The sequence below is a fragment of the Nocardioides sp. L-11A genome, assembly GCA_029961745.1.
GTDB lineage: Bacteria > Actinomycetota > Actinomycetes > Propionibacteriales > Nocardioidaceae > Nocardioides.
Genome location: CP124680.1, coordinates 3423147 through 3445241 on the forward strand (window position 1 = coordinate 3423147; position 22095 = coordinate 3445241).

General features: G+C 71.2%; 26 protein-coding genes. 15 read left to right on the plus strand and 11 right to left on the minus strand.

The window, feature by feature from the left end:
• Nucleotides 1-24 precede the first annotated feature (24 nt).
• From QJ852_16445 to coxB, 3 genes are read right to left on the minus strand one after another with little or no spacing between them, the layout of a single operon-like run.
• A complete protein-coding gene (locus QJ852_16445; protein WGX94740.1) occupies nucleotides 25-441 on the minus strand; it encodes a cytochrome c oxidase subunit 4 in 417 nt (138 codons plus the stop codon).
• Nucleotides 441-2129 carry a cytochrome c oxidase subunit I gene (gene ctaD, locus QJ852_16450; protein WGX94741.1) on the minus strand — a complete coding sequence of 563 codons (1689 nt, stop codon included), beginning with the start codon at nucleotides 2127-2129 and terminating at the stop codon, nucleotides 441-443. The genes QJ852_16445 and ctaD overlap by 1 nt, the downstream gene beginning before the upstream one ends.
• Nucleotides 2126-3004 (minus strand): cytochrome c oxidase subunit II, encoded by an 879-nt coding sequence (gene coxB, locus QJ852_16455; protein ID WGX94742.1) that lies wholly within the window; start codon nucleotides 3002-3004, stop codon nucleotides 2126-2128. The genes ctaD and coxB overlap by 4 nt, the downstream gene beginning before the upstream one ends.
• A gap of 138 nt (nucleotides 3005-3142) precedes the next feature.
• Here coxB and QJ852_16460 point away from each other — a divergent pair, with 138 nt between their 5' ends.
• A complete protein-coding gene (locus QJ852_16460; GenBank protein WGX94743.1) occupies nucleotides 3143-4261 on the plus strand; it encodes an aminotransferase class V-fold PLP-dependent enzyme in 1119 nt (372 codons plus the stop codon).
• Complete coding sequence (locus tag QJ852_16465) at nucleotides 4258-4494, plus strand: sulfurtransferase TusA family protein (GenBank protein ID WGX94744.1); 237 nt, start codon at nucleotides 4258-4260, stop codon at nucleotides 4492-4494. Before QJ852_16460 ends, QJ852_16465 begins: the two co-directional genes overlap by 4 nt.
• A gap of 9 nt (nucleotides 4495-4503) precedes the next feature.
• Here QJ852_16465 and QJ852_16470 read toward each other — a convergent pair whose 3' ends face one another.
• Nucleotides 4504-5439, minus strand: a complete 936-nt coding sequence (locus QJ852_16470; protein ID WGX99474.1) for a carbohydrate kinase family protein — start codon at nucleotides 5437-5439, stop codon at nucleotides 4504-4506.
• 140 nt (nucleotides 5440-5579) lie between these two features.
• On the opposite strand from QJ852_16470, the gene QJ852_16475 reads away from it, so the two are divergent.
• Entirely contained in the window at nucleotides 5580-5792 is a 213-nt protein-coding gene (locus tag QJ852_16475) for a hypothetical protein (GenBank protein ID WGX94745.1), read from the plus strand.
• 197 nt (nucleotides 5793-5989) lie between these two features.
• On the opposite strand, the gene erpA is transcribed toward QJ852_16475, so the two are convergent.
• From erpA to QJ852_16495, 4 genes are all read right to left on the minus strand, one after another.
• Nucleotides 5990-6406: an iron-sulfur cluster insertion protein ErpA gene (gene erpA / locus QJ852_16480; protein WGX94746.1), complete on the minus strand. Its 417-nt coding sequence runs from the start codon at nucleotides 6404-6406 to the stop codon at nucleotides 5990-5992.
• A gap of 59 nt (nucleotides 6407-6465) precedes the next feature.
• Complete coding sequence (locus tag QJ852_16485) at nucleotides 6466-7569, minus strand: NAD(P)-dependent alcohol dehydrogenase (protein ID WGX94747.1); 1104 nt, start codon at nucleotides 7567-7569, stop codon at nucleotides 6466-6468.
• The gene (locus tag QJ852_16490) at nucleotides 7566-8036 is read right to left on the minus strand and encodes a DUF4334 domain-containing protein (GenBank protein WGX94748.1); all 471 of its coding nucleotides are present in this window, start codon (nucleotides 8034-8036) and stop codon (nucleotides 7566-7568) included. Before QJ852_16490 ends, QJ852_16485 begins: the two co-directional genes overlap by 4 nt.
• 67 nt (nucleotides 8037-8103) lie before the next feature.
• A complete protein-coding gene (locus QJ852_16495; protein ID WGX94749.1) occupies nucleotides 8104-9189 on the minus strand; it encodes a glycerate kinase in 1086 nt (361 codons plus the stop codon).
• A 95-nt stretch (nucleotides 9190-9284) separates the two neighbouring features.
• Here QJ852_16495 and QJ852_16500 point away from each other — a divergent pair, with 95 nt between their 5' ends.
• From QJ852_16500 to QJ852_16520, 5 genes are read left to right on the plus strand one after another with little or no spacing between them, the layout of a single operon-like run.
• Entirely contained in the window at nucleotides 9285-10133 is an 849-nt protein-coding gene (locus QJ852_16500) for a GNAT family N-acetyltransferase (GenBank protein ID WGX94750.1), read from the plus strand.
• A gap of 28 nt (nucleotides 10134-10161) precedes the next feature.
• Nucleotides 10162-11337, plus strand: coding sequence for a quinolinate synthase NadA (nadA, locus tag QJ852_16505; protein WGX94751.1), 1176 nt, complete (start codon nucleotides 10162-10164; stop codon nucleotides 11335-11337).
• Nucleotides 11330-11701 (plus strand): zinc ribbon domain-containing protein YjdM, encoded by a 372-nt coding sequence (locus QJ852_16510; protein WGX94752.1) that lies wholly within the window; start codon nucleotides 11330-11332, stop codon nucleotides 11699-11701. The genes nadA and QJ852_16510 overlap by 8 nt, the downstream gene beginning before the upstream one ends.
• Before the next feature lie 2 nt (nucleotides 11702-11703).
• A complete protein-coding gene (locus QJ852_16515) occupies nucleotides 11704-12294 on the plus strand; it encodes a DUF3043 domain-containing protein (GenBank protein WGX94753.1) in 591 nt (196 codons plus the stop codon).
• A 26-nt stretch (nucleotides 12295-12320) separates the two neighbouring features.
• Nucleotides 12321-12977 carry a hypothetical protein gene (locus QJ852_16520; GenBank protein WGX94754.1) on the plus strand — a complete coding sequence of 219 codons (657 nt, stop codon included), beginning with the start codon at nucleotides 12321-12323 and terminating at the stop codon, nucleotides 12975-12977.
• 25 nt (nucleotides 12978-13002) lie between these two features.
• Here the strand turns inward: QJ852_16520 and QJ852_16525 are convergent, their stop codons facing one another.
• Nucleotides 13003-14013, minus strand: a complete 1011-nt coding sequence (locus QJ852_16525) for an aldo/keto reductase family protein (GenBank protein WGX94755.1) — start codon at nucleotides 14011-14013, stop codon at nucleotides 13003-13005.
• Between the two features lie 52 nt (nucleotides 14014-14065).
• Here QJ852_16525 and QJ852_16530 point away from each other — a divergent pair, with 52 nt between their 5' ends.
• Genes QJ852_16530 through QJ852_16540 form a run of 3 tightly spaced genes read left to right on the plus strand, consistent with a single transcriptional unit; the run spans nucleotide 14066 to nucleotide 15608 of the window.
• A complete protein-coding gene (locus QJ852_16530) occupies nucleotides 14066-14605 on the plus strand; it encodes a GNAT family N-acetyltransferase (GenBank protein ID WGX94756.1) in 540 nt (179 codons plus the stop codon).
• Between the two features lie 5 nt (nucleotides 14606-14610).
• The gene (locus QJ852_16535; protein ID WGX94757.1) at nucleotides 14611-15306 is read left to right on the plus strand and encodes an AzlC family ABC transporter permease; all 696 of its coding nucleotides are present in this window, start codon (nucleotides 14611-14613) and stop codon (nucleotides 15304-15306) included.
• On the plus strand, nucleotides 15303-15608 hold the full coding sequence (locus QJ852_16540) for an AzlD domain-containing protein (protein WGX94758.1): 306 nt from the start codon (nucleotides 15303-15305) through the stop codon (nucleotides 15606-15608). Before QJ852_16535 ends, QJ852_16540 begins: the two co-directional genes overlap by 4 nt.
• Before the next feature lie 88 nt (nucleotides 15609-15696).
• Here the strand turns inward: QJ852_16540 and dapB are convergent, their stop codons facing one another.
• A complete protein-coding gene (dapB, locus tag QJ852_16545) occupies nucleotides 15697-16479 on the minus strand; it encodes a 4-hydroxy-tetrahydrodipicolinate reductase (GenBank protein ID WGX94759.1) in 783 nt (260 codons plus the stop codon).
• 51 nt (nucleotides 16480-16530) lie between these two features.
• On the opposite strand from dapB, the gene QJ852_16550 reads away from it, so the two are divergent.
• Complete coding sequence (locus QJ852_16550) at nucleotides 16531-17046, plus strand: class I SAM-dependent methyltransferase (protein WGX94760.1); 516 nt, start codon at nucleotides 16531-16533, stop codon at nucleotides 17044-17046.
• 227 nt (nucleotides 17047-17273) lie between these two features.
• On the plus strand, nucleotides 17274-19049 hold the full coding sequence (locus tag QJ852_16555) for a BCCT family transporter (protein WGX94761.1): 1776 nt from the start codon (nucleotides 17274-17276) through the stop codon (nucleotides 19047-19049).
• 42 nt (nucleotides 19050-19091) lie between these two features.
• Here the strand turns inward: QJ852_16555 and QJ852_16560 are convergent, their stop codons facing one another.
• On the minus strand, nucleotides 19092-20417 hold the full coding sequence (locus QJ852_16560; protein WGX94762.1) for a pitrilysin family protein: 1326 nt from the start codon (nucleotides 20415-20417) through the stop codon (nucleotides 19092-19094).
• Nucleotides 20418-20517: 100 nt separating this feature from the next.
• On the opposite strand from QJ852_16560, the gene QJ852_16565 reads away from it, so the two are divergent.
• Together QJ852_16565 and QJ852_16570 are read left to right on the plus strand one after the other, a co-directional pair.
• Nucleotides 20518-20898, plus strand: a complete 381-nt coding sequence (locus QJ852_16565; protein ID WGX94763.1) for a hypothetical protein — start codon at nucleotides 20518-20520, stop codon at nucleotides 20896-20898.
• Nucleotides 20895-22052, plus strand: a complete 1158-nt coding sequence (locus tag QJ852_16570) for a hypothetical protein (GenBank protein WGX94764.1) — start codon at nucleotides 20895-20897, stop codon at nucleotides 22050-22052. The genes QJ852_16565 and QJ852_16570 overlap by 4 nt, the downstream gene beginning before the upstream one ends.
• Nucleotides 22053-22095 lie beyond the last annotated feature (43 nt).

The following is a 22095-nucleotide window of genomic DNA, read 5'->3' on the forward strand; positions in this document are numbered from 1 at the left end:
CAGGCGACGCGCTCGCGCCATATATCAGTGGGCGTACTCGCCCCGATAGTACTCGAAGATCCATCCGGTCAGCGCGATGGCGCCGAGCACGATGCCGATGATGAACAGCCACCAGGCCAGCACCGCGATCGCGAAGACCATCAGGCTGAGGGTGCCGGCGCACCACAGCGGCCACCAGGAGTACGGCGGGAAGAAGCCCAGCTCGCCCGCGCCGTCGGCGATCTCGCCGTCCTTGAGGTCCTCCGGGCGGGCGTCCATCCGGTTGGCGTGGAACCCGATGTAGAGGGTGACCATCGCGCACAGGAGGGTGGTCATCACCAGCGCCGAGGTGCCGGTCCAGTCGGGGCCTGCGTCACTGGCATCGGTGATGAACCAGTAGGCGGGGCTGACCAGGACCAGGAAGACCGTGGTCACGCCGAAGATCCATGCTTCGACCTTCATCAGGCGTCGACCTCCTTGGCACCGGGGCCCGCGGCGACCGGCTCGTCATACATCTCGATGGCGGCGATCTCCGGGTGGTGGAGGTCGAACGCCGGCGACTCCGAGCGGATCCGCGGGATCGAGTGGAAGTTGTGGCGCGGCGGCGGGCAGCTCGTGGCCCACTCCAGCGACCGGCCCCAGCCCCATGGGTCGTCGGTGTTGACCAGTGGACCCTTGCGGGAGACGTAGACGTTGTAGAAGAACGGCAGCATCGAGGAGGCGAGAATGAACGCGCCGATGGTCGAGATCTGGTTCAGCGTGGTGAAGCCGTCCTTGGGCAGGTAGTCGGCGTAGCGACGGGCCATGCCCTCGATGCCCAGCCAGTGCTGGATGAGGAAGGTCGTGTGGAAGCCGATGAACAGCAGCCAGAAGTGGATCTTGCCGAGCCGCTCGTCCAGCATCCGCCCGGTGAACTTCGGCCACCAGAAGTAGAAGCCCGCGAACATCGCGAACACAACCGTGCCGAACACCGTGTAGTGGAAGTGCGCCACCACGAAGTAGGAGTCGGAGACGTGGAAGTCCAGCGGCGGGCTGGCCAGGATGATGCCCGTCAGGCCACCGAAGAGGAAGGTCGTGAGGAAGCCGATCGACCAGAGCATGGGTGTGTCCATGCGTACGGACCCGCCCCACATCGTGCCGATCCAGTTGAAGAACTTCACGCCGGTCGGGACCGCGATCAAGAACGTCATACCGGAGAAGAACGGTAGGTTCACCGCGCCGGTGACGAACATGTGGTGGGCCCACACCGCCACCGACAGGATCGCGATGCCGAGCGTCGCGCCGACCAGGCCGACGTAGCCGAAGATCGGCTTGCGGCTGAAGACCGGCAGGATCTCGGACACGATGCCGAAGAACGGCAGCGCGATGATGTAGACCTCCGGATGCCCGAAGAACCAGAACAGGTGTTGCCACAGGATCGCCCCACCGTGCGATGTGTCGAACACATGGGCCCCGAGCTGTCGATCGGCCTCGAGGGAGAGCAGCGCGCCGGCGAGGATCGGGAAGGCGATGAGCACCAGGATCGCGGTGATCAGCACGGTCCAGACGAAGATCGGCATCCGGAACATGGTCATGCCGGGGGCACGCATGCAGATGATCGTGGTGATGAAGTTGACCGCACCGAGGATGGTGCCGAGACCGGCCATCCACAGACCCATGATCCACAGGTCGCCACCGGCACCGGGGCTGTTGACCGAGTCGGACAGCGGGGTGTAGGCGAACCAGCCGAAGGAGGCCGCGCCGCCCGGGGTGAGGAAGCCCGCGCCGGCGATCAGGCCGCCGAACAGGTACAGCCAGTAGCTGAACATGTTGAGGCGCGGGAACGCCACGTCGGGCGCGCCGATCTGCAGCGGCATGATCGCGTTGCCGAACCCGAAGAACAGCGGGGTGGCGAACAGCAGCAGCATGATCGTGCCGTGCATGGTGAAAAGCTGGTTGTAGAGCTCCTCGTTGACCAGCTGGCTGCCCGGGTAGGCGAGCTCGGACCGGATGAGCAGCGCCATGATGCCGCCCGCCATGAACCAGGCCATGGCAGTGCCGAAGTACAGGTTGCCGATCAGCTTGTGATCGGTGGTCGTCATGATGCGGACGAGCTGCTGCCCCAGCGGCTTGCGCTCGGGGAAGTCCGCGGAACGCGCGAGAGTGGTCACTCTTCCTCTCCCTCGTCGTCGTTGTTGATGAGCTCGGTGGAGTACTTGCCACCCAGCACCGGCGTCTCCGAGATGTGCGCCGGGTCCTTCGCGAGGTCGGCCAGGAAGGCGTCGTACTCGGACTGGGTGACGACCTTGACGTTGAAGAGCATCCGCGAGTGGTACGCGCCGCAGAGCTCGTAGCACTTGCCGGCGTACTCACCGGTCTCGGTGGGGGTCACCTGGTAGGAGTTGTCGTTGCCCGGCACGACGTCCATGCGCATCGCGAAGGCCGGGATGCCGAAGTTGTGGATGACGTCGGGGCTGTAGAGCTGGAACTCGACGGTCTTGTCGACCGGGATGACCAGCGTCGGGATGTCCTCGCCGGTGCCCGAGACGAAGACGTTGGTGCCCTCGTCGGTCTCGACCGAGTCGGGGTAGTTGAACGTCCACGACCACTTCTGGCCGACGACCTTCACCACGACGTCGGGGTTGACGTGCTCGAGCGCGAGGTTCTGCACCCGGACGGTCTGCGCGAAGAACGCGATGACCATGATGACCGGGAAGATCGTGTAGAAGATCTCGATCGGCAGGTTGTAGCGGGTCTGCACCGGGACCTCGTCGTCGCTGCGCCGGCGGAACCACAGCGGCACGCCGATGATCAGCGCCCAGGTGATCACACCGATGATCAGCGCGGCGATCCACGCGCCCTGCCACAACTGCAGGATGTGCTCGCCCTGCTCGGACTTGATCTCCGGCATGCCGAACCGCTCCCACTGGGAATCGGTCGAGCAGCCGGACAGCGCGAGCGCGAGTACGACGAATCCGGCGAGCGGGATCGCGCGACGGGAACGTCGCTGCGCGCCACGCGTGCGCTCGGGGTGCCACCAGCCCACGAACGAGCCTTCCTCTCGAGGGTCAGAACCACTGCGAACACTAGCGGAGGGCGACCCCGACCGGGGCGCGGGGTGGGTCTTCAGGGGCGCGTGGGGCGGGGCCGGAGCGTACAAGGCGGGCTCAACTAGGGTGCGGACGTGAGCAGCACCCCCGAGGTCTACCTCGACTCGGCCTCGTCCACCCCGCTCCACCCGGCCGCGCGCGACACCCTGCTCGCCGCCCTCGATCGCGGGTACGGCGATCCGCGGCGCCTCCACGCGGCCGGGCGCGACGCCCGCCTGCTCCTCGACAACGCCCGTGCCGTGGTGGCCGAGTGCCTCGGCGCCCGGCCCGACGAGGTGGGCTTCACCGCCTCCGGGACCGACGCCGTCCACCGGGGTCTGCTCGGTCTCACCGCGGCGACCGGACGCGACGGGATCGTGTACGGCGCGGTCGAGCACTCCTCGGTGCTGCACGCGGCGGCCTGGCGCCCCTCCCCCGCGCACGCCGTCGTCCCGGTGGACGCGACCGGCCGGGTGGACGTGGCCGCGCTGGCGGCCGCCGCCGGAGGACCCGGCGTCGGCGCGGTCGCCCTGCAGGCCGCCAACCAGGAGGTCGGGACGCTGCAGCCGGTCGACGAGGTCGAGCTGCCGGCCGGCGTACCGCTTCTCGTGGACGCGGCGGCCGCGGCCGGGCGGGTGCCGCTCCCCCGGCGCTGGGACGCGCTGACCGCGTCCGCGCACAAATGGGGCGGGCCCGCGGGCGTCGGCGTGCTGGTCGTGCGGCGCGGCACCCGGTGGACCACCCCCTTCCCCGGCGACGACGGATTGGACCAGCTCGGCGGCTTCCCGGACGTCCCGGCGACCCTGGCTGCCGCGGCGGCACTGCAGGCCGTGCTGGCCGAGCGGGAGGAGGTCGCGGCGCGGCAGTTCGCGCTCGTCGACCGGATCCGCGCCGCGGCCGGCGCCCTACCCGACACCGAGGTGGTCGGCGACGCGACCGACCGGCTGCCCCACCTGGTGACCTTCTCCTGCCTCTACGTCGGCGGCGACGAGATCGTCTCCGCCCTCGCCCGCCGCGGCTACGGCGTCGCCAGCGGCTCGGCGTGCACCGCCTCCACCCTCGAGCCGAGCCACGTGCTGGCCGCGATGGGAGCGCTCACGCACGGCAACGTCCGGGTCTCGCTCGGCCGCGACACCACCGCCGAGCAGGTGGCGGGGTTCTGCGCCGCACTGGCCGACGAGGTCCACCGGATCCGCGCGGAGGCCGGGCTGTGAGCACGCCGGCGCCCGAGCTCGACTGTCGCGACCTGCCCTGCCCGCGCCCGATCATCGAGCTGGCCAGGGCGCTGCCGTCGGTCGCGGTGGGCGACCTGCTCGCCGTGGTCGCCCGGGACCCGGCCGCGCGGCACGACGTACCGGCGTGGTGCCGGATGCGCGGGCAGGAGTACGTCGGCGAGGAGGTCGCCGACGACGGCGCGCCCCGCTACGTCGTACGGCGCCGCGGCTGAGGCCGCCGCTCAGAGCCCGAGGTGCTTGCCCACCTCGTCGCCGGCCTCGGCGCCGTAGGAGTCGCGGATCCGCGCCACGAACTGCTGGTGGGTGAAGTCGTACTCCTGGGTGCCGACCGTCTCGACGACGTACGCGGCGAGCACACAGCCGACCTGGGCGGCCCGCTCGAGCGAGGTGCCCCACGACAGCGCCGCGAGGAAGCCGCCGCGGAAGGCGTCGCCGACGCCGGTGGGCTCGACCGCCGCGACGTCCTTGGCGGCGGGGATCTCGAAGGAGGTGCCATCGCTGGAGGTCACCCGGACGCCGTCCTTGCCGAGGGTGGTGACCTGGAGGCCGACGCGGGCCAGGACCTCCTCGGCGCTCCAGCCGGTCTTCTTCTCGATGACGTGCGACTCGTACTCGTTGGAGAACAGGATCGCGGCGCCGTCGATCAGGTCGCGGATCAGGTCGCCCTCGGCGAACGCGAGCTGCTGGGAGCAGTCGGCGATGAAGGCGTAGCCGCGCTGGCGGCACTCCTCGGTGTGCCGCTTCATGGCATCGGGGTCGTCGGCCCCGATGAGGACGTACACCGGCGCGCCGACCCGCTGCACGATCGGGAGCAGCTCGATCTGGCTGGCCTCGCTCATCGCGCCCGGGTAGAAGGAGGCGAACTGGGCCATGGTCGTGTCGGTGGTGCAGACGAAGCGGGCGGTGTGCTTGGTGTCGGAGATGTGCACGGAGTCGCAGTCGACGCCGTTGCGCTCGAGCCAGGAGCGGTAGTCGGCGAAGTCCTCGCCGGCCGCGCCGACGAGCACCGGGCGCAGGCCGAGCCGGGCCAGGCCGAAGCACATATTGGGAGCCACGCCGCCGCGCCGGATCTCCAGGTCGTTGACCAGGAAGGAGACCGACAGCTTGTCGAGCTGGTCGACGACCAGCGAGTCGGCGAACTTGCCGCCGAAGGTCATCAGGTGGTCGGTGGCGATCGAGCCGGCGATCAGGAGGGAGCCCGTGGGTGCAGTCACGATACGGAAGGTTAACCGAGCCGTCGCCGCAGCGACGCGGTTGCCTCTGGGTCTACCGGAAAGTAACGCCTAGCGTCGATGACATGCCGCCCTACGAGGAGATCGCCACCCCCGCCGAGCTGCACGCGGACTGCCAGGCCGTCAGCCGCCGGCTCCAGGACGCTGCGGTGCAGGCGACCCGCCCCGCGCCCAGCCTCCACTTCGACGAGCTCCCCCGCGAGACCCCGAAACGCGAGATCGAGATCAGCGAGGCCGCCCAGCGCCTCGCCAACGCGCTGCACCTGCACCTGGACTAGCACCTGGACCAGGTCGACACCGCACAGGAAATGCGAAGCGCCGCCGGCTTGTCGCCAGCGGCGCTTTCCCTGTGCTCACTCGACCGCGGGCCGGCAGCGTGGCGCCTGCGCGGAGCGCATCGCGCGGCGCCCGCGGTCCGAGCGAAGCGAGGACCGTGCGGTGCCGCGCGATCGGCGACGCGCTCGGCCAGACAAACTCAGTTGAAGGAGTCGCCGCAGGCGCAGGAGCCCGTCGCGTTCGGGTTGTCGATCGTGAAGCCCTGCTTCTCGATGGTGTCGACGAAGTCGATGACCGCGCCGTTGAGGTAGGGGACGCTCATCCGGTCGACCACGACGCCCACGCCGTCGAAGTCGGTGACGACGTCGCCGTCGAGGGTCCGCTCGTCGAAGAAGAGCTGGTAGCGCAGCCCCGAGCAGCCGCCGGGCTGCACGGAGATCCGCAGGGACAGGTCGTCGCGACCCTCCTGCTCGAGCAGGCTCTTGACCTTCGTGGCCGCCACCGGGCTCAGGTTGATCTGGTCCTCACGGCGCTCGAAGTCCACCGGCGCCGCGACGGTCGTGGTCGCGCCGGGGGCCTCGTGGCTGTGGCCGCCTCCGCAGCAGCTGTCGCTCATGCTCACTCCAGGGTGTGTCAGGTCGGTGTTCGACTAGCCCAATGGTCGCACAGACCTGGTTATTCCCCCCAGACCAGCACCGGCTTGACCACCGCGCCGGCCTTGGAGTCGGCCACGGCGTCCGCGATCTTCTCGAAGGGGTACGTCGTGACGAGGTGGTCCACGTCGAACCGGCCCGCCTCGCGCAGGGCGATCAGCTCGGGGATGGTCACCAGCGGGTCGGCCTCCCCCTCGATCGAGGAACGCACGATCTTGCCCGACTGCAGCAGGTCGATGGCGTCGATGGTGTACTCCGGTGCACCCAGCCCGAGGGCGACCAGCATGCCGCGCGGGCGCAGCGAGCGCTGGGCCTGGAGCACGACGGCAGGGATCGCCGTCGTGTCGATCGCGTACGCCGCTCCCCCGCCGGTCAGTGCCTTGACCTGCTCCTCGACCGGGCCGGCCACCTCGTCGCCCGGGTCGACCGCGTGGGCGCCGTACTCCTCGGCGAGGGCGCGGCGGGCCGCGACCGGGTCGACCGCGACGACGGTCTCGACCCCCGCACCGCGGGCGGCGGCGACGGCGGCGAGGCCGACGGCCCCGGCACCGAAGACGACGATCGGCCGGTCCGGACTGGCGTCGAGGACGTTGAGCACGGTGCCGGCACCGGTCTGGAAGCCGCAGGCGAAGGGGGCGAGCCGGGTCAGGTCGAGGGACTTGTCGACGACGACGCAGTTGTCGGCGTACGCCAGGGCGTGCCGGGCCAGACTGGACTGACCGAAGAAGTTGCCGAAGACGGTCTGGTCGTCGCGCTTCATCGTGGTCGAGCCGTCGGCGCGCATGCCCATGTAGTTGAGCAGCAGCGACTGCTCGCAGTAGCCGACGTCGCCGGCCCGGCAGGGACCGCACTCACGGCAGGAACGGAAGCTCATCACGACGTGGTCGCCGACCTCGATGCCGCGCACCGCCGCACCCACCCGCTCCACGACGCCGGTGCCCTCGTGGCCCACCACCGTCGGCAGCATCTCCTGCGGCAGCATCGTCGGGACGGTCAGGTCGGTGTGGCACAGGCCGGTCGCGACGATCCGGACCAGCACCTCGTCGTCGCGGGGATCCTCGAGTTCGACATCGGCGACGACGAAGTCGCCGCCCGGCTCCTCGACGAGATAGGCGGTCGTCCTCATACGTCACGCTCCAGCCAGAAGTAGTAGAGGGCGTCGATGCCGAAGGTGCCGGCCAGCTTGCCGTTCATGATGCCCATCACGGTGTGGTGGTCGACCTTCTTGAAGTGGTCGAGGACCGGCATCTTGTCGTAGACCATCGTGGCGGTGACCTCGCCGCGGAAGCCGACCGGCCACAGCGACGCCTCTCCGCCGCCTCCAGCCTCGAGGTTGGAGTACAGCTCGCCGTTCTCGTCGCGGCACACCAGCGGCACCGCCGCGAGCGGGCTGTCGAACCGCTTGCCGTGCCACCGCACCTTCTTGAGCACGGTGCTGGCGACATGCCCGGTGGCGAAGTCGCCGCCGCGCCAGGGCCCCAGCATCTCGTCGACCCGGACGGTCGCGAGATCGGCCCAGAGGGCGTCGAGGTCGGCGGGAGTCGCATGCTCCGCCGCCCGGAGGTCGTCGAATCGCGTCCTGATGTCCGTCACGCGAGCAAATCTAGAACACGTTCCACCTGTTGGCGAGAGGTGCCGGCGCCGAGTTCGGCCGTGGTTCCTAGCTCGACCAGGTCCGCGCCACCCGGGCCGCGAGCTCCGTGAGCGCGCCGGCCGGGTCGGCGAGGGCCCGCTCCTCCCCCACCGCGTCGACGAGGGAGTACGCCGCGTCCATGCCGAGCGCGCGCATCTCCCGGGAACCGACGAGCACCCGCCCGGCCAGCGTCACGCACGGCCGGAGCGCCTCGGCGGCGACCGCCGCGACGCCCGCCGGCACCTTGCCGGCGCGGCTGCTGAAGTCGAAGGACCCCTCACCGGTGACGACCAGGTCGGCAGCGCGCGCCTGGCGGGCCAGTCCGACGGCCTCGGCGACCAGGCCGATGCCCGAGACGCGGGTGCCCCCGAGCAGCATCAGGGCGAAGCCCAGGCCGCCGGCCGCCCCGGCGCCCGGCGCGAGCGCGAGCCGGCGGTCGGTCACGGCGGCGAAGCTCTCCAGGAAGCCGTCGAGCAGGACCTGGGTCTCCTCGTCGATGCCCTTCTGGGCGCCGAACGTCTTGCTCGCCCCGAACAGCCCGGTGAGCGGGCTGTCGACGTCGGTCGCCGCGACCAGCTCGACCCCGTCGACGAGGCCGCGGGCGATGCTGAGGTCCACCCGGGTCACACCGTCGAGGAAGATCCCGCCGACGTCCAGCGCCACGTCCGCGTCGGCGCCGAGCGCGGCGAGCAGGCCGGCACCACCGTCATTGGTCCCGGAGCCGCCGAGGCCGACGACCACCCGGGCCGCGCCCGCGTCGACGGCCTCCAGGAGCAGCCGGCCGACGCCCACCGTCGTACCGAACTCGCCGAGTCGGCCGCCGGTGAGGTGCACGCCGCACACCTGGGCGCTCTCGACGTACACCGTGTCGCCGACCTTGAGGATCGTGGCCGGCACCTCATGACCCTGAGGTGCCTCCCCCACCACCGCCAGCAGCTCGCCCCCGAGCGACGCGTGCAGCACGTCGACGAAGCCCGGCCCTCCGTCGGACATCGGCGCCAGCACCACCTCGTCGTCGGGAGCGTGCCGGCGCCAGCCGGCGGCGATCGCCTCGGCCGCCTCGACCGCCGTCAGCGTGCCCGCGAACTTGTCGGGCGCCACCAGAATCCGCATGCGTCACATCATGGTGGACATCTACCGTCGCAGGCATGCAGGACGTGCAGAGGCGGAGCCACGGGGGCGCGAAGCGACCGACCGTCGTCCGACCGATGACCGAAGCCGACGTGCCCACCGCCGAGCGGATCAGCGACGACGCCTTCTTCGCCCTCGACACCGCGAACCAGCTCCCGTCGGCGCCGGCTCCCCGGCGGCGCTCGCCTGAGCACCGCGCCGCCTGGACGGCGCGCACGCGCGGCTTCCTCGGCTCCGACCCGGGCGGGTCGTGGGTCGCGGAGCGGGACGGCGAGGTGGTCGGCTTCGCTACCGGCTTCCGGCGCGAGGAGGTCTGGTGCCTGGCGACCTTCGCGGTGCGTCCGGGCCTGCAGGGCGCCGGCATCGGCGCCCAGGTGCTCGACGCCGCCGCGGCGTACGGCGACCACCTGCCACGCGGGATGCTCGCCGCCTCGGTCGATCCGCGCGCACTGCGCCGCTACCACCAGGCCGGCTTCCGGCTGCACCCCCAGCTCACCCTGCGAGGTGCCGTGGACCGCTCGGCCCTGCCCGCGGCGTCCGACGTACGCGACGGCGGGCCCGGCGACCTCGCGTGGATGGACGAGCTCGACCGCGCCCTGCGCGGCGGGCCGCACGGGCCCGACCACGAGCGGCTGCTGGCCGCCGGACGGCTGGTCGTGACCGTCGACCGCTCCGGCTACGCGTACACGAACGGAGCGGTCCTGGCGCTGCTCGCCGCCCGCGACGAGGACGTCGCCCGGACCCTGCTGGGCGCGTGTCTCGCCGACGCCGGCGAGCGCTACGAGGTGCCCCACGTGACGTCCGCGAACTACTGGGCGGTCGAGGTCGCGCTCGCCGCTCGGATGGACGTCGTGGCCCAGGGCTTCCTCGGCCTGCGCGGCATGGCACCCCCCGCGCCGTACGTGCACCACGGGGCGCTGCTGTAGCGCTCCCGCGCCAAACTAGAATGGCCAGATGACCACCGTGGACCTTCCGCTGCTGCCGCTCGGCCGTGGCACGGACCCGCTCTCCGAGCGGGGCGTCGAGTGCCCCGGCGACCTGCCGGCACCCTCCGACCCGGACCTGGTGGCGCGCGCCCGCGCCGCCAAGGAGAAGCTGGGCGAGCGGCTGTTCGTGCTCGGCCACCACTACCAGCGCGACGAGGTCATCCAGTTCGCCGACGTGACCGGCGACTCCTTCAAGCTCGCCCGCGACGCCGCGGCGCGCCCCGACGCGGAGTTCATCGTCTTCTGCGGCGTGCACTTCATGGCCGAGTCGGCCGACATCCTCACCGGCGCGGGGCAGAAGGTGATCCTGCCCGACCTCGCCGCCGGCTGCTCGATGGCCGACATGGCGCGGATCGCCCAGGTCGAGAAGGCCTGGGAGGCGCTCGCAGCCGCCGGCGTCCAGGACTCCGTGGTCCCGGTGACGTACATGAACTCCAGCGCCGCCATCAAGGCGTTCTGCGGTCGCAACGGCGGTGTCGTGTGCACCTCGTCCAACGCCGAGGTCGCCCTCGACTGGGCCTTCGAGCAGAAGGGCCCCGACACCAAGGTCCTCTTCCTGCCCGACCAGCACCTCGGCCGCAACACCGCCGTCCTGCAGCTGGGCTTCGACCTCGACGAGTGCGTCGTGTGGAACCCCCACAAGCCCAACGGCGGCCTGACCGCCGAGGAGCTGGCCGGCGCCCGGATGATCCTGTGGAAGGGGCACTGCTCGGTCCACGGCCGGTTCTCCGCCGACGTGATCGACGAGCTGCGGGCCAAGGTCGAGGACCTCAACGTCCTCGTCCACCCCGAGTGCCAGCACGAGGTCGTGCTCAAGGCCGACCTGGTCGGCTCCACGGAGTTCATCATCAAGACCATCGAGGCCGCGCCCGCCGGCTCCAGCTGGGCGATCGGCACCGAGCTCAATCTCGTGCAGCGCCTGGCCGACGCGCACCCGGACAAGAACATCATGTTCCTGGACCGCAACGTCTGCTACTGCTCCACGATGAACCGGATCGACCTGCCCCACTTCGTGTGGGCGCTGGAGAACCTCGTCGAGGGTGTCGTGGTCAACCAGATCGAGGTCGACCCGCAGACCGAGGCCGACGCGCTGACCGCCCTCCAGCGGATGCTCGACCTGCCCGGGAAGTCGCACCGTGACTGACGACGCGCTGCCCGCCTGTCCCGCGTGCGGGAGCGAGTTCACCTACGCGATGGGCGACCTGATGGTCTGCCCCGAGTGCGCCCACGAGTGGTCGCCCGCGGAAGCCGAGGCGGCCGCCTCCGAGCTGGCCGCGGCCGACGAGGTCCGCGACGCCAACGGCAACCCGCTGACCGACGGCGACGACGTCATCGTCGTCAAGGACCTACCGGTCAAGGGCGCCCCGAAGCCGATCAAGTCCGGCACCAAGGTCCGCGGCATCCGGCTGGTGCCGGCCGACAACCGGGTCGGCGGCCACGACCTCGACTGCAAGGTCGACGGGTTCGGGGCGATGCAGCTGAAGTCCAGTCTGGTCAGGAAGGCCTGAGCGTGTTCAAGCGCACCAAGTCCCCCACCGCCGAGGAGCAGGCCGCTCCCGAGGCGAAGCCCGGCGGCAAGGGCCGTCCGACCCCCACGCGCAAGGAGGCCGAGGCCGCTGCGAAGGCGCGTGCGAAGGGCCCGCGCGACCGCAAGGAGGCCTCCCGCCGCCAGCGCGAGTTCCGTGCCGAGGAGAGCCGCAAGATCCGCCAGGGCATGAAGAGCGGCGACGAGCGCTACTTCCTGCCCCGCGACAAGGGGCGAGTGCGCCGCTTCATCCGCGACTACGTCGACCGGCGCTTCTCCATCGTCGAGATGGTCATCCCGCTGATGATCATCGGCCTGATGCTCGGCTACACCGGCAGCTCCGCGCTGGCGCAGGCCAGCAGCATGATCCTGCTCGCCACGGTGCTGTTCGTGGTGACCGACATGATCCTGCTCCGGTTCCGGCTGCGTCGCGAGCTGGCCACCCGCTTCCCCGGCGAGCCGCTCAAGGGGACGACCTACTACGCCCTGACCCGCTCGATGCAGATGAAGTTCATGCGGCTGCCCAAGTCGCGGGTGAAGATCGGCCAGCCGCTGCCCGAGGACTACGACACGTAGGTCCCTCGGCACGTAGGTTCCTCGGCGTGAAGGTCATCGCCGCGCTGCACGGCCCCGGTCCCGCCCTGCTCGCCCCCGCGTTCCGCGCGGAGGCAGCCGCCGCCGGGGCCACCCGGCTCCAGGTCAACCTCGACGACGACGCCGTCGCACCGGCGATGCGGTTCGGTCCCGGCGCACCGATCACGGCAGTGGTCTCGATGTGGACCGACGGCGGGCCCGAGACCGTCCTCGACGTCGTACGACGCCACGACCCCGACGTCCACGCGTGGTCCGTCGACGAGCGGGAGCCGCTGGTCCCGCCCGCGGTGCCGGACGGCGAGCGCGCCGACGCGCTGGCCAACCTCGCCTTCCTGCGCCGGCCCGCGACGATGCCGCACGCCGCCTGGCTGACCGACTGGCTGCAGCGGCACACGACGGTCGCCATCGAGGCCCAGGGCACCTTCGGGTACGTGCAGAACCCGGTCCTCGCATCGCTCACGCCCGGCGGTGGCGACGTCGCCGGCATCGTGGAGGAGTTGTTCCCGATGGCCGCGCTGAGCGACCAGCACGCGTTCTACGGCAGTGGCGGCGACGATGCCGAGCTCCAGCGCCGGTTCACGAGGCTGATGGACAGCTGCGCGCGCTTCGGCGCGGCCGACGGCCTCGACCTGGTGCCGACCAGCCGCTACATGTTCGCGCTCTGAGCCCGGGCCTGCCGCGCCGGTGCAGTCAGCCGAGGATCTCCGAGCGGCGGGGCGAGCGGGTCAGTGCCGGGTCGGTGGTGACGACGCCGTCGAGGGCCCGGTCGATCGCGGTCAGCGTGTCGGCGTCGAGGCGCACCCCGGCGGCCTTCACGTTCTCGGTGACCTGCTCGGGGCGGCTCGCGCCGATGATGGCGGCGGACACGTTGTCGTTCTGCAGCACCCAGGCGACGGCGAGCTGGGCGAGCGAGAGTCCGGCCCCCTCGGCGATCGGCACCAGCAGCTGCACCCGCTCGAGGACGTCGTCGCGCAGCCAGCGGCTGATGTCGTTGGCGCCGCCCTTCTCGTCGGTCGCCCGCGAGCCGCCCGGCGGGGCCTGACCGGGGCGGTACTTGCCGGTGAGCACGCCCTGGGCGATCGGCGACCACACGATCTGGCCGATCCCGAGCTCCTGCGAGGTCGGCACCACCTCGGCCTCGATCACCCGCCACAGCATGGAGTACTGCGGCTGGTTGGAGATCAGCGGCACCCGCAGCTCGCGCGCCAGCTCCGCGGCCGCCCGGATCTCCTCGGCACGCCACTCCGAGACCCCGATGTAGAGGGCTTTGCCCGACCTGACGACGTCGGCGAAGGCCAGCATCGTCTCCTCCAACGGGGTCTCGTGGTCGAAGCGGTGCGCCTGGTAGAGGTCCACGTAGTCGGTGCCGAGCCGGCGCAGCGAACCGTCGATCGACTCCAGGATGTGCTTGCGCGAGAGACCGTGGTCGTTGTGCCGCCCCGGCCCGGTCGGCCAGAAGACCTTCGTGAAGATCTCCAGGCCCTCCCGCCGCTCCCCCGCGAGCGCCCTGCCGAGCACGGTCTCCGCGGCGGTGTTGGCGTAGACGTCGGCAGTGTCGAAGGTCGTGATCCCCTCGTCGAGTGCACGGCGCACGCAGGCCAGGGCGCCGTCCTCCTCGACCTGGGACCCGTGCGTGATCCAGTTGCCGTAGGCGATGGCCGAGATGCGGAGCCCACTCGCCCCGAGGTTGCGAATCTCCATAGGTCGACCCTAGTGCTCCAGACCACACCGGCTCCCTGCCAGACTGACCGGCATGGTCGCTGCTGACGTGTCCGTCCGGGTCGCCTGGCCGGCCGATGCCGGCGGGATCGCCGCGGTCCAGCTCCGGTCCTGGCAGGAGCGGTACGACGACGGGCTGGCCGTCCTCGCCGAGCAGGGCCTGGACGCCGCCACCCTCGCGGGCGCCTGGCAGCAGTCCCTCTCCCGGCCGCCGGAGGCCCGGCATCGCGCCCTCGTCGCCCTGGCCCACGACCGGGTGGTCGGTTTCGCCGTGACCGGCCCCAACGCCGACCCGGACGCCGACGCGGCCGCCGACGGCGAGATGGCGGAGTTCACCGTCGATCCGGCCGAGACCCGCGCCGGGCACGGCTCGCGACTGCTCCAGGCCTGCGTCGACACGCTCGTCGCCGACGGGTTCACCCGCGCCGTGTGCTGGCTGGACGCCGCCGACGACGTCTTCCGGGCCTTCCTCACCGACGCCGGCTGGGAGCCCGACGGCGCGAGCCGCGAGCTGGCCGACGAGGCGGGATCGGGCTCGGTCAAGCAGGTCCGACTGCACACCGCGCTCGCCTGAGCCCGATGAGCGTCGAGGAGGCCCGGCGGGCGGTCGTCCGCGACAGCCTGGGCGTCGCGATCGCGACCGGCACCTACGGGCTGAGCTTCGGAGCCGTCGGCGTGGCCTCGGGTCTCGATGTCGCGCAGACCTGCGCGCTGTCCCTGGTCATGTTCACCGGCGCCTCGCAGTTCGCGCTGGTCGGCGTCCTCGGCTCGGGCGGCACGCCGCTGGCCGGCGCGCTCACCGCACTGCTGCTCGGCACCCGGAACACGCTCTACGGACTGCGGATGGCGCCGCTGTTGGGCTACCGCGGGTGGCGCCGGCTCGCCGCGGCCCAGGTGCTCATCGACGAGTCGACGGCGATGAGCGTGACCCGGCCCGACCGGCGGCTGGCCCGCACCGGCTTCCTCACCACCGGGCTGACCATCTTCGTGCTGTGGAACCTGACCACCCTCGTGGGCGCGGTCGCCGGCGAACAGCTCGGCGACCCGAAGGACCTGGGGCTCGACGCGGCCGTCGGTGCGGCCTTCCTGGCCCTGCTCTGGCCGCGGCTGGACACCACCGTGCTGCGGGTGACCGCCGTGTTGGCCGCGCTGGTCGCGGCCGGCGCGGTGACGGTGACCCCGGCCGGCGTACCGGTGCTCGTCGCGGCCGGCGTCGCCGTCCTGGTCGCCGCGCTGGCGCCGCGCCGGTCCGTGGAGCCGGAGGACGCGTCGTGATCTGGTGGGCCGTCCTCGGCGCCGGTGTCGGCTGCTACCTGCTCAAGCTCGCCGGCCTCTCCGTCCCCGCCCGGGTGCTCGGCAACCCACTGGTCGCGCGGATCGCCGATCTGATCCCGGTCGCGCTGCTCGCCGCCCTGGTGACCGTGCAGGTCCTGGCCGCGCCCGAGGGCCGCGCGCTCACGCTCGACGCTCGGGTGCTCGCGCTGGGCGTGGCGGTGCTCCTGCTCCTCGCCCGTGCGCCCTTCCTGGTCGTCGTCTTCGGCTCCGCGGCCGCCGCCGCCCTCGTCCGGCTGCTCTGAGCGCCGCCGGCGATGCCGCGCATCCGTCGCGTCATACGTTCTGTGGGCAAGAGCCCACAGAACGTATGACGCTACGGCGGGAAACGACTCAGCCGAGGTCGAGGAGGTGCTCCAGCCCGACGGTGAGGCCGGGGAAGTCGCCGATCCGGCGTACCCCGGTGAGCACGCCGGGGGTGAACGAGACCCGGTCGAGGGAGTCGTGCCGGATGGTGAGGGTCTCCCCCAGTCCGCCCAGGATCACCTCCTGGTGCGCCACGAGGCCGCGGATGCGCAGGCCGTGGACCCGGATGCCGTCGACGTCGGCGCCCCGCGCCCCGTCGAGCTCGGTGCTCGTCGCGTCCGGGATCGGCGGGCTGCCGGCCTCGCGGCGGGCGGCCGCGATCAGCTCGGCGGTACGCCGGGCGGTGCCGCTCGGGGCGTCCGCCTTGGTCGGGTGGTGCAGCTCGACGACCTCGACCGACTCGAAGAACGGCGCGGCGATGGTCGAGAAGCGCATCATCAGGATCGCGCCGATGGAGAAGTTGGGGGCGATCAGGACGCCGATGCCGGGTCTGTCGGCGAGCCAGCTGCGGAGCGTGTCGAGGCGCGCGTCGTCGAAGCCCGTCGTACCGACCACGGCGTGGATGCCGTTCTCGACGCAGTAGCGCAGGTTGTCCATCACGACGTCGGGGTGGGTGAAGTCGACGACCACGCGGGTGCCGCTCTCGGTCAGCGAGGCGATCGGGTCGTCCTGGTCGACGCCGACGGTGAAGTCCAGGTCGTCGGCGCTCTGGACGGCCTTGACGACCTCGGCGCCCACCTTGCCCCGGGCCCCGAGGACCCCCACCCGGAGGCGCTCTCCCGCTGCCTGATCCGCGACACGTGAACTCACGGCACCAAGGTAGTGCGTCGGCCCGCGTCGCGTTCTGGCAGGCTGACCCCCATGGTGAACAAGATCCCGGCCCGGATCCGGTGGGCGGTGGACTTCATGGACGTCCAGCCCAACGACCATGTGCTCGAGATCGGCTGCGGCAACGGTGCCGCCGCCGACCTGATCTGCCGTCGGCTCGAGGGCAAGGGCAAGATGTTCGCCATCGACCGCTCCGAGGCCGGTGTCGACCGCACCAAGGCCCGCTGCGCCGAGCACATCACCGCCGGGAAGCTCACGGTGCGCCAGATCGACCTCGCCACGCTGCGGGTGCCGGTCAAGCGGCTCACCAAGGTGTTCGCGTTCGACGTGAACCTGTTCTGGGTGCGCGACGCCCATGAGGAGATCGCCCTCCTCCACGAGCGCCTGATGCCCGGCGGCTCGGTGAACCTGTTCTTCGACGCGTCCCGCCCCGAGCAGGTGCCCGACATCCTCGCCAAGGCGTCCGCGCAGCTGCGCGACAGCGGCTTCCGGGTCTACATCGTGGACTCCAAGATGCCCCCGGTGATCGGGATCATCGGGCGTCGCTGAGCGTCACACGCGCGGCGCTCCCAGGCTCGCGATTGGCCCGGACGGGGTCGCCACTTGTTAACCTGCTGGGGCAGCATGCCCGGTTCGGGCTGGCCTGTCTCTCGGAGAGACTCGAACTCGACGTGACCGCGTGGCGCCCCCTCCACGCCGTCACACCGGGCCCGTGCCCTCCAGGGAACCCGCCGGAAAACGGACATGCGTCCTGACCGGCGAGACCCTGGAGAGACGTGACCCAGACTTCCAGCACGACCCCGAGCAAGAGTCCCTCGCGAGCCGCCGAGCTCGCCGACGCCCTCAGTACGCCGGCGGCGGACGTCGTCCCCCACCCGGCGCTCGACCAGGCGGTCGAGGCCGAGCGCCCCGCCCGCCGCGGGCTCGACCCGGCGGTGTTCGGCACGGCCGCGGCCGTGTGCATCGGCTTCGTCGTGTGGGGCCTGGTGAGCACCACCTCGCTCGGCACCGCCTCCGGCAAGGCGCTCGACTGGGTGATGACCAACACCGGCTGGCTGTTCGTGCTGACCTCCAGCGGGTTCGTCGTGTTCGTGATCTGGCTGGCGATGAGCAAGTACGGCACCATCCCGCTGGGCCGTGACGACGAGGAGCCGGAGTTCCGGACCACCTCGTGGATCGCCATGATGTTCAGCGCGGGCATGGGCATCGGGCTGATGTTCTACGGCGTCAGCGAGCCGCTCTCCCACTTCGTCACCCCGCCGCCCGGCACCGGTGGCGACCCGGACTCCGCCGCGCAGACGGCCATGGCGACCACGATGTTCCACTGGACGCTGCACCCGTGGGCGATCTACGCCGTCGTCGGCCTCGCCATCGCCTACGGCGTCTACCGCAAGGGCCGGGTCCAGCTGATCTCCGCGGCCTTCGCGCCGCTGCTCGGCAAGCGCGCCTCCGGCGGTGCCGGCAAGGTGATCGACATGTTCGCGATCTTCGCGACCCTCTTCGGCTCGGCCACCTCGCTGGGCCTGGGCGCGCTCCAGATCAGCAGCGGACTCGAGATCGTGGGCGACATCGGCCCGCTCGGCAACGGCGCCCTGGTCGTGATCATCACCGTGCTGACCGTCGCCTTCGTCCTGTCCGCCGTCTCCGGCGTGGCCAAAGGCATCCAGTGGCTCTCGAACATCAACATGGTGCTCGCCGTCGTACTCGCGCTGTTCCTGTTCGTGGTCGGCCCGACCGTGTTCATCCTCAACCTGGTGCCGACCTCGGTCGGCAGCTACGTCCAGGATCTCGCCATGATGGCTGCCCGCACCGGCGCGGAGGGGGCCGACACCGAGGCCTGGCTGAGCGGCTGGACCGTCTTCTACTGGGCCTGGTGGCTGTCGTGGACGCCCTTCGTCGGCATGTTCATCGCACGCATCTCGCGTGGGCGCACCATCCGCCAGTTCGTCACGGGCGTCCTGCTCGTCCCGAGTGTCGTGAGCGTGATCTGGTTCTGCATCCTCGGCGGCACCGCCATCGACCTGCAGGGCTCCGGCACCGACATCGCCGATGCCGGCGGTCTGGAGGCCCAGCTGTTCGGCACCCTCGACGCGCTCCCGCTGGCCACGATCGCCAGCGTCCTGGTCATGCTGCTGGTGGCGATCTTCTTCGTCTCCGGCGCCGACGCGGCGTCGATCGTGATGGGCAGCCTGTCCGAGCGCGGCACGACCGAGCCCCGCCGTACGGTCGTCATCTTCTGGGGCGTCGCGACCGGTGCGGTCGCGGCGGTCATGCTGCTCGCCGGCGGCGAGGACGCACTGACCGGTCTGCAGACGATCACCATCGTGGCGGCCCTGCCGTTCGTGGTGATCATGATCGGCCTGGCCGCCTCCCTCGTCCGCGAGCTGCGGCACGACCCGATGGTCGTGCGGCGTCGGTACGGCGAGGAGGCGGTCGAGCAGGCCGTCATCACCGGCGTCACCGAGCACGGCGACGACTTCGTGCTCTCCATCGAGCCGGTCGACCCCGAGCCGGAGCCTGAGCCGGAGCCCGCGACGGAATCCTCGCGGTAACGTCATACGTTCCGTGGGCTCTTGCCCACGGAACGTATGACGTTACGCCGGGCCCACCAGCGCGAGCAGCTCGGGCCGGCCGAAGACCGCGGCGGCGACCTCGCGGACCTCGCCGAGGGTCACGGCCTCGATCCGGGCGATGACCTCGTCGATGCCGAGCACCTCACCGTTGACGAGCTCGTTCTTGCCCAGGCGCATCATCCGGGAGCCGGAGTCCTCCAGGCCCAGGATCATGCCGCCGACGAGCTGCCCCTTGCCGCGGGTCAGCTCGGCCTCGGTGATCCCCTCGTCGGCGATCAGCCGCAGCTGGTCGCGGACCACCGCCAGCACCTCGTCGGTGCGGTCGGGCAGGCAGCCGACCGCGACGCCCACCAGGCCGGAGTCGGCGTAGTGGCTGGCGAAGGAGTAGACGGAGTAGGCCAGCCCCCGCAGCTCGCGGACCTCCTGGAACAGTCGACTGGAGGTCCCGCCGCCCAAGGCGGTGTTGAGCACGCCGAGGGCGTAGCGCCGGTCGTCGTCGCGGGTGAGGCCCTCACGCCCGATGACCAGGTTGACCTGCTCGAACGGCCGGTCCACCCGCCCGTCCCCCGGCCCGACCCGCGGCCGGCGCCTCGCGGTCGTCGTCCGCGCCGGTGCCGGGGCCGCCTGCGCCGCGAGCCAGTCGTGGCGCCCGAACGCCTTCTTCACCGCACGTACGACGGCGCCGTGGTCGAGCGCTCCGGCGACCGAGATCACGGTGTTCGCCGGCACGTAGTGCCGTCGGTAGAAGCGCTTGATCTGCGCCGGGGTCATCGCCTCGATCGAGTCGGTGGTGCCGGCGATCGGTCGGCCCAGCGGCGATGCGGCACCCCACGCGAGCTCGGCGAGGAGGTTCTGGACGACGTCGTCGGGGTCGTCGTCGTGCATGGCGATCTCGTCGAGGATCACGTCGCGCTCGGCGTCGACGTCATGGGTCGCGATGACCGAGCCGGTGATCATGTCACCGAGCACGTCGACGGCGAGCGGAAGGTCGTCGGAGAGCACCCGCGCGTGGAAGCAGGTGTACTCCTTGGCGGTGAAGGCGTTGAACTCGCCGCCGACCGCGTCGAGCTCGATGGAGATGTCGAGCGCCGAGCGCTCCGTGGTGCCCTTGAACAGCAGGTGCTCGAGGAAGTGCGAGGCACCGTGGGTGGCCGCGCGCTCGTCGCGCGAGCCCACCCCGACCCACACCCCGATGGACGCCGAGCGCGCGCCCGCCATCTGCTCGGTGACGATCCGCAGCCCCGACGGGAGCTGGGTACGACGGACGCGGGACACGACGAGCCCGTCGGCCCCGGTGACCGTGTGCACGGTCCTGGTGATGGCGCCGGACGACGCGCGAGCCTGCATGGTCCTGACGGTACCCAAGCGTTTGGCCCGCGGCGGTATCGGGAAGCCCTCTCCCGGGCGGCCGATGGGCCTGCTCGCAGGCGAGAGGAGTCACGGTCCCATGGCTGAGTCGGTCAAGATGCAGTTCGAAGTGCTCTATCGGGCGGGGACCAAGACCTTCCCCGATCAGGCGGCCGACCTGTCGGCGGCACTCGAAGGGATCGGCGAGGTCCACCAGCGGTGGTACGAGCCGACGATCCGGGCCGGATCGCCTCCCGCGCTCGCCCAGGCCCTGGAGATCAACCGCACGGTGTACGGCCTGCTCCGCCGGGGCGTGCTGTCCTTCCAGGACGCCGCGGCGGCGGTGGTCCTGATCACCAAGGACTTCCAGGCCAGCGACGCCGAAGCACGCGAGGCCATGCAGGCGCTGGGCATCAAGGCGTCCGACATCGAGACGCCGCCGATGGCGAAGCCGCCCACCTTCGGCCAGGCGACGTCGTGACCCGGCCGGACGGCGGCGGGGGCGGCGGGATCTCCTTCGACTACAGCGACCAGCGCTTCGAGACCGTCACCGACGAGATCGAGGACCTGCTCGCCGACCTGATGGGCATCGAGGCCGCCGCGGAGATGTTCCGCACCTATCTCGTGAACCTCAAGCTCCACCACGAGGGCGAGCAGGTGGCGCCCACCGTGCGGCCGATGAACCTGCCGGCCGCCGAGCCCTTCACCGTCTATCCCGTGCTGCCCGAGCCGCCCTTCGACATGTCGGGCGACCAGCACTCCTACCAGGACTGGATCAACCAGGCGTACACCGCCGGCGCCCAGGCCGCGGCGGGGACCGGCGCCTGGCTGCGCTCGATCATGGACAACTTCTACCTCGTCGACGCCGAGGCCCTGATCAACGGGGCCGACCAGCAGGCAGGTCTGGTGATCCAGCACGGGACCACGCTCACCGCCAACCTCGGCGAGGTCAACGCGGCGCTCGCCGACGAGTGGGACTGGGACGGCGACTCGATGGACGCCTTCTTCAACTGGGTCGCGGTCGCCGACGCCGCGCCGGCGGCGATGCTGCTGTTCGCCTACGCGGCGCAGGCGAGCGTCGCCAAGGCAGGAGCCGCGATCGGCGCCACCCAGGAGGCGATGATGCAGCAGGCGGAGAACGCCCGCGATGCGCTCGAGGCGACCATCAAGGCCTGGCACGCCGACGCCGACGCCTTCCCCTTCCCGCCGGGCTCGGGCTGGAAGTTCAAGGACATCGGGACCGCGATCGGGGGCGTGATCCAGAGCAAGGTCCAGGCCCTGTCCGACACCCTTCCGGACCTGGGTCCGCTCGGCAACCTCGGCAAGGACTGGGCCCTCGACAAGGTCACGAGCAAGCTGATCTCCAAGATCCCCGCGGTCAAGCCGGCCACGCTCACCTACAAGATCCTCACCACCCTGGAGGCGAACGAGGTCGACGTCGACAAGCAGCCGACCGCTCAGGTCATCCTCGACACCGTCGAGCAGGCGCTGCGTGCCATCGCGAAGGAGGGCGACGCGGCGGTCACCACCGCGGGCGAGGGCATCACCGGCCTCGCCGCGACCCTCGACGGCGCGGACGAGCTCGTGATGCCCCGTCCCGACCCGACTCCCACGGGTCACTACGAGCGCGACTGAGCGCCGGAGCCGCTACCCGGCCCCCAACGGGACGAGGGGGTGG

What these genes read in the sequence shown, in the direction of transcription:
- QJ852_16445 (WGX94740.1), bottom strand. Translation starts at nt 441, where the DNA reads ATGAAGGTCGAAGCATGGATCTTCGGCGTGACCACGGTCTTCCTGGTC.
- QJ852_16470 (WGX99474.1), bottom strand. Translation starts at nt 5,439, where the DNA reads ATGACCTTCGGCGGCAAGTTCGCCGACTCGCTGGTCGTCGACCAGCTC.
- QJ852_16475 (WGX94745.1), top strand. Translation starts at nt 5,580, where the DNA reads ATGCCGCCCTACGAGGAGATCGCCACCCCCGCCGAGCTGCACGCGGAC.
- erpA (WGX94746.1), bottom strand. Translation starts at nt 6,406, where the DNA reads ATGAGCGACAGCTGCTGCGGAGGCGGCCACAGCCACGAGGCCCCCGGC.
- QJ852_16485 (WGX94747.1), bottom strand. Translation starts at nt 7,569, where the DNA reads ATGAGGACGACCGCCTATCTCGTCGAGGAGCCGGGCGGCGACTTCGTC.
- QJ852_16495 (WGX94749.1), bottom strand. Translation starts at nt 9,189, where the DNA reads ATGCGGATTCTGGTGGCGCCCGACAAGTTCGCGGGCACGCTGACGGCG.
- QJ852_16500 (WGX94750.1), top strand. Translation starts at nt 9,285, where the DNA reads ATGACCGAAGCCGACGTGCCCACCGCCGAGCGGATCAGCGACGACGCC.
- nadA (WGX94751.1), top strand. Translation starts at nt 10,162, where the DNA reads ATGACCACCGTGGACCTTCCGCTGCTGCCGCTCGGCCGTGGCACGGAC.
- QJ852_16525 (WGX94755.1), bottom strand. Translation starts at nt 14,013, where the DNA reads ATGGAGATTCGCAACCTCGGGGCGAGTGGGCTCCGCATCTCGGCCATC.
- QJ852_16530 (WGX94756.1), top strand. Translation starts at nt 14,066, where the DNA reads ATGGTCGCTGCTGACGTGTCCGTCCGGGTCGCCTGGCCGGCCGATGCC.
- QJ852_16535 (WGX94757.1), top strand. Translation starts at nt 14,611, where the DNA reads ATGAGCGTCGAGGAGGCCCGGCGGGCGGTCGTCCGCGACAGCCTGGGC.
- QJ852_16550 (WGX94760.1), top strand. Translation starts at nt 16,531, where the DNA reads ATGGTGAACAAGATCCCGGCCCGGATCCGGTGGGCGGTGGACTTCATG.
- QJ852_16560 (WGX94762.1), bottom strand. Translation starts at nt 20,417, where the DNA reads ATGCAGGCTCGCGCGTCGTCCGGCGCCATCACCAGGACCGTGCACACG.
- QJ852_16565 (WGX94763.1), top strand. Translation starts at nt 20,518, where the DNA reads ATGGCTGAGTCGGTCAAGATGCAGTTCGAAGTGCTCTATCGGGCGGGG.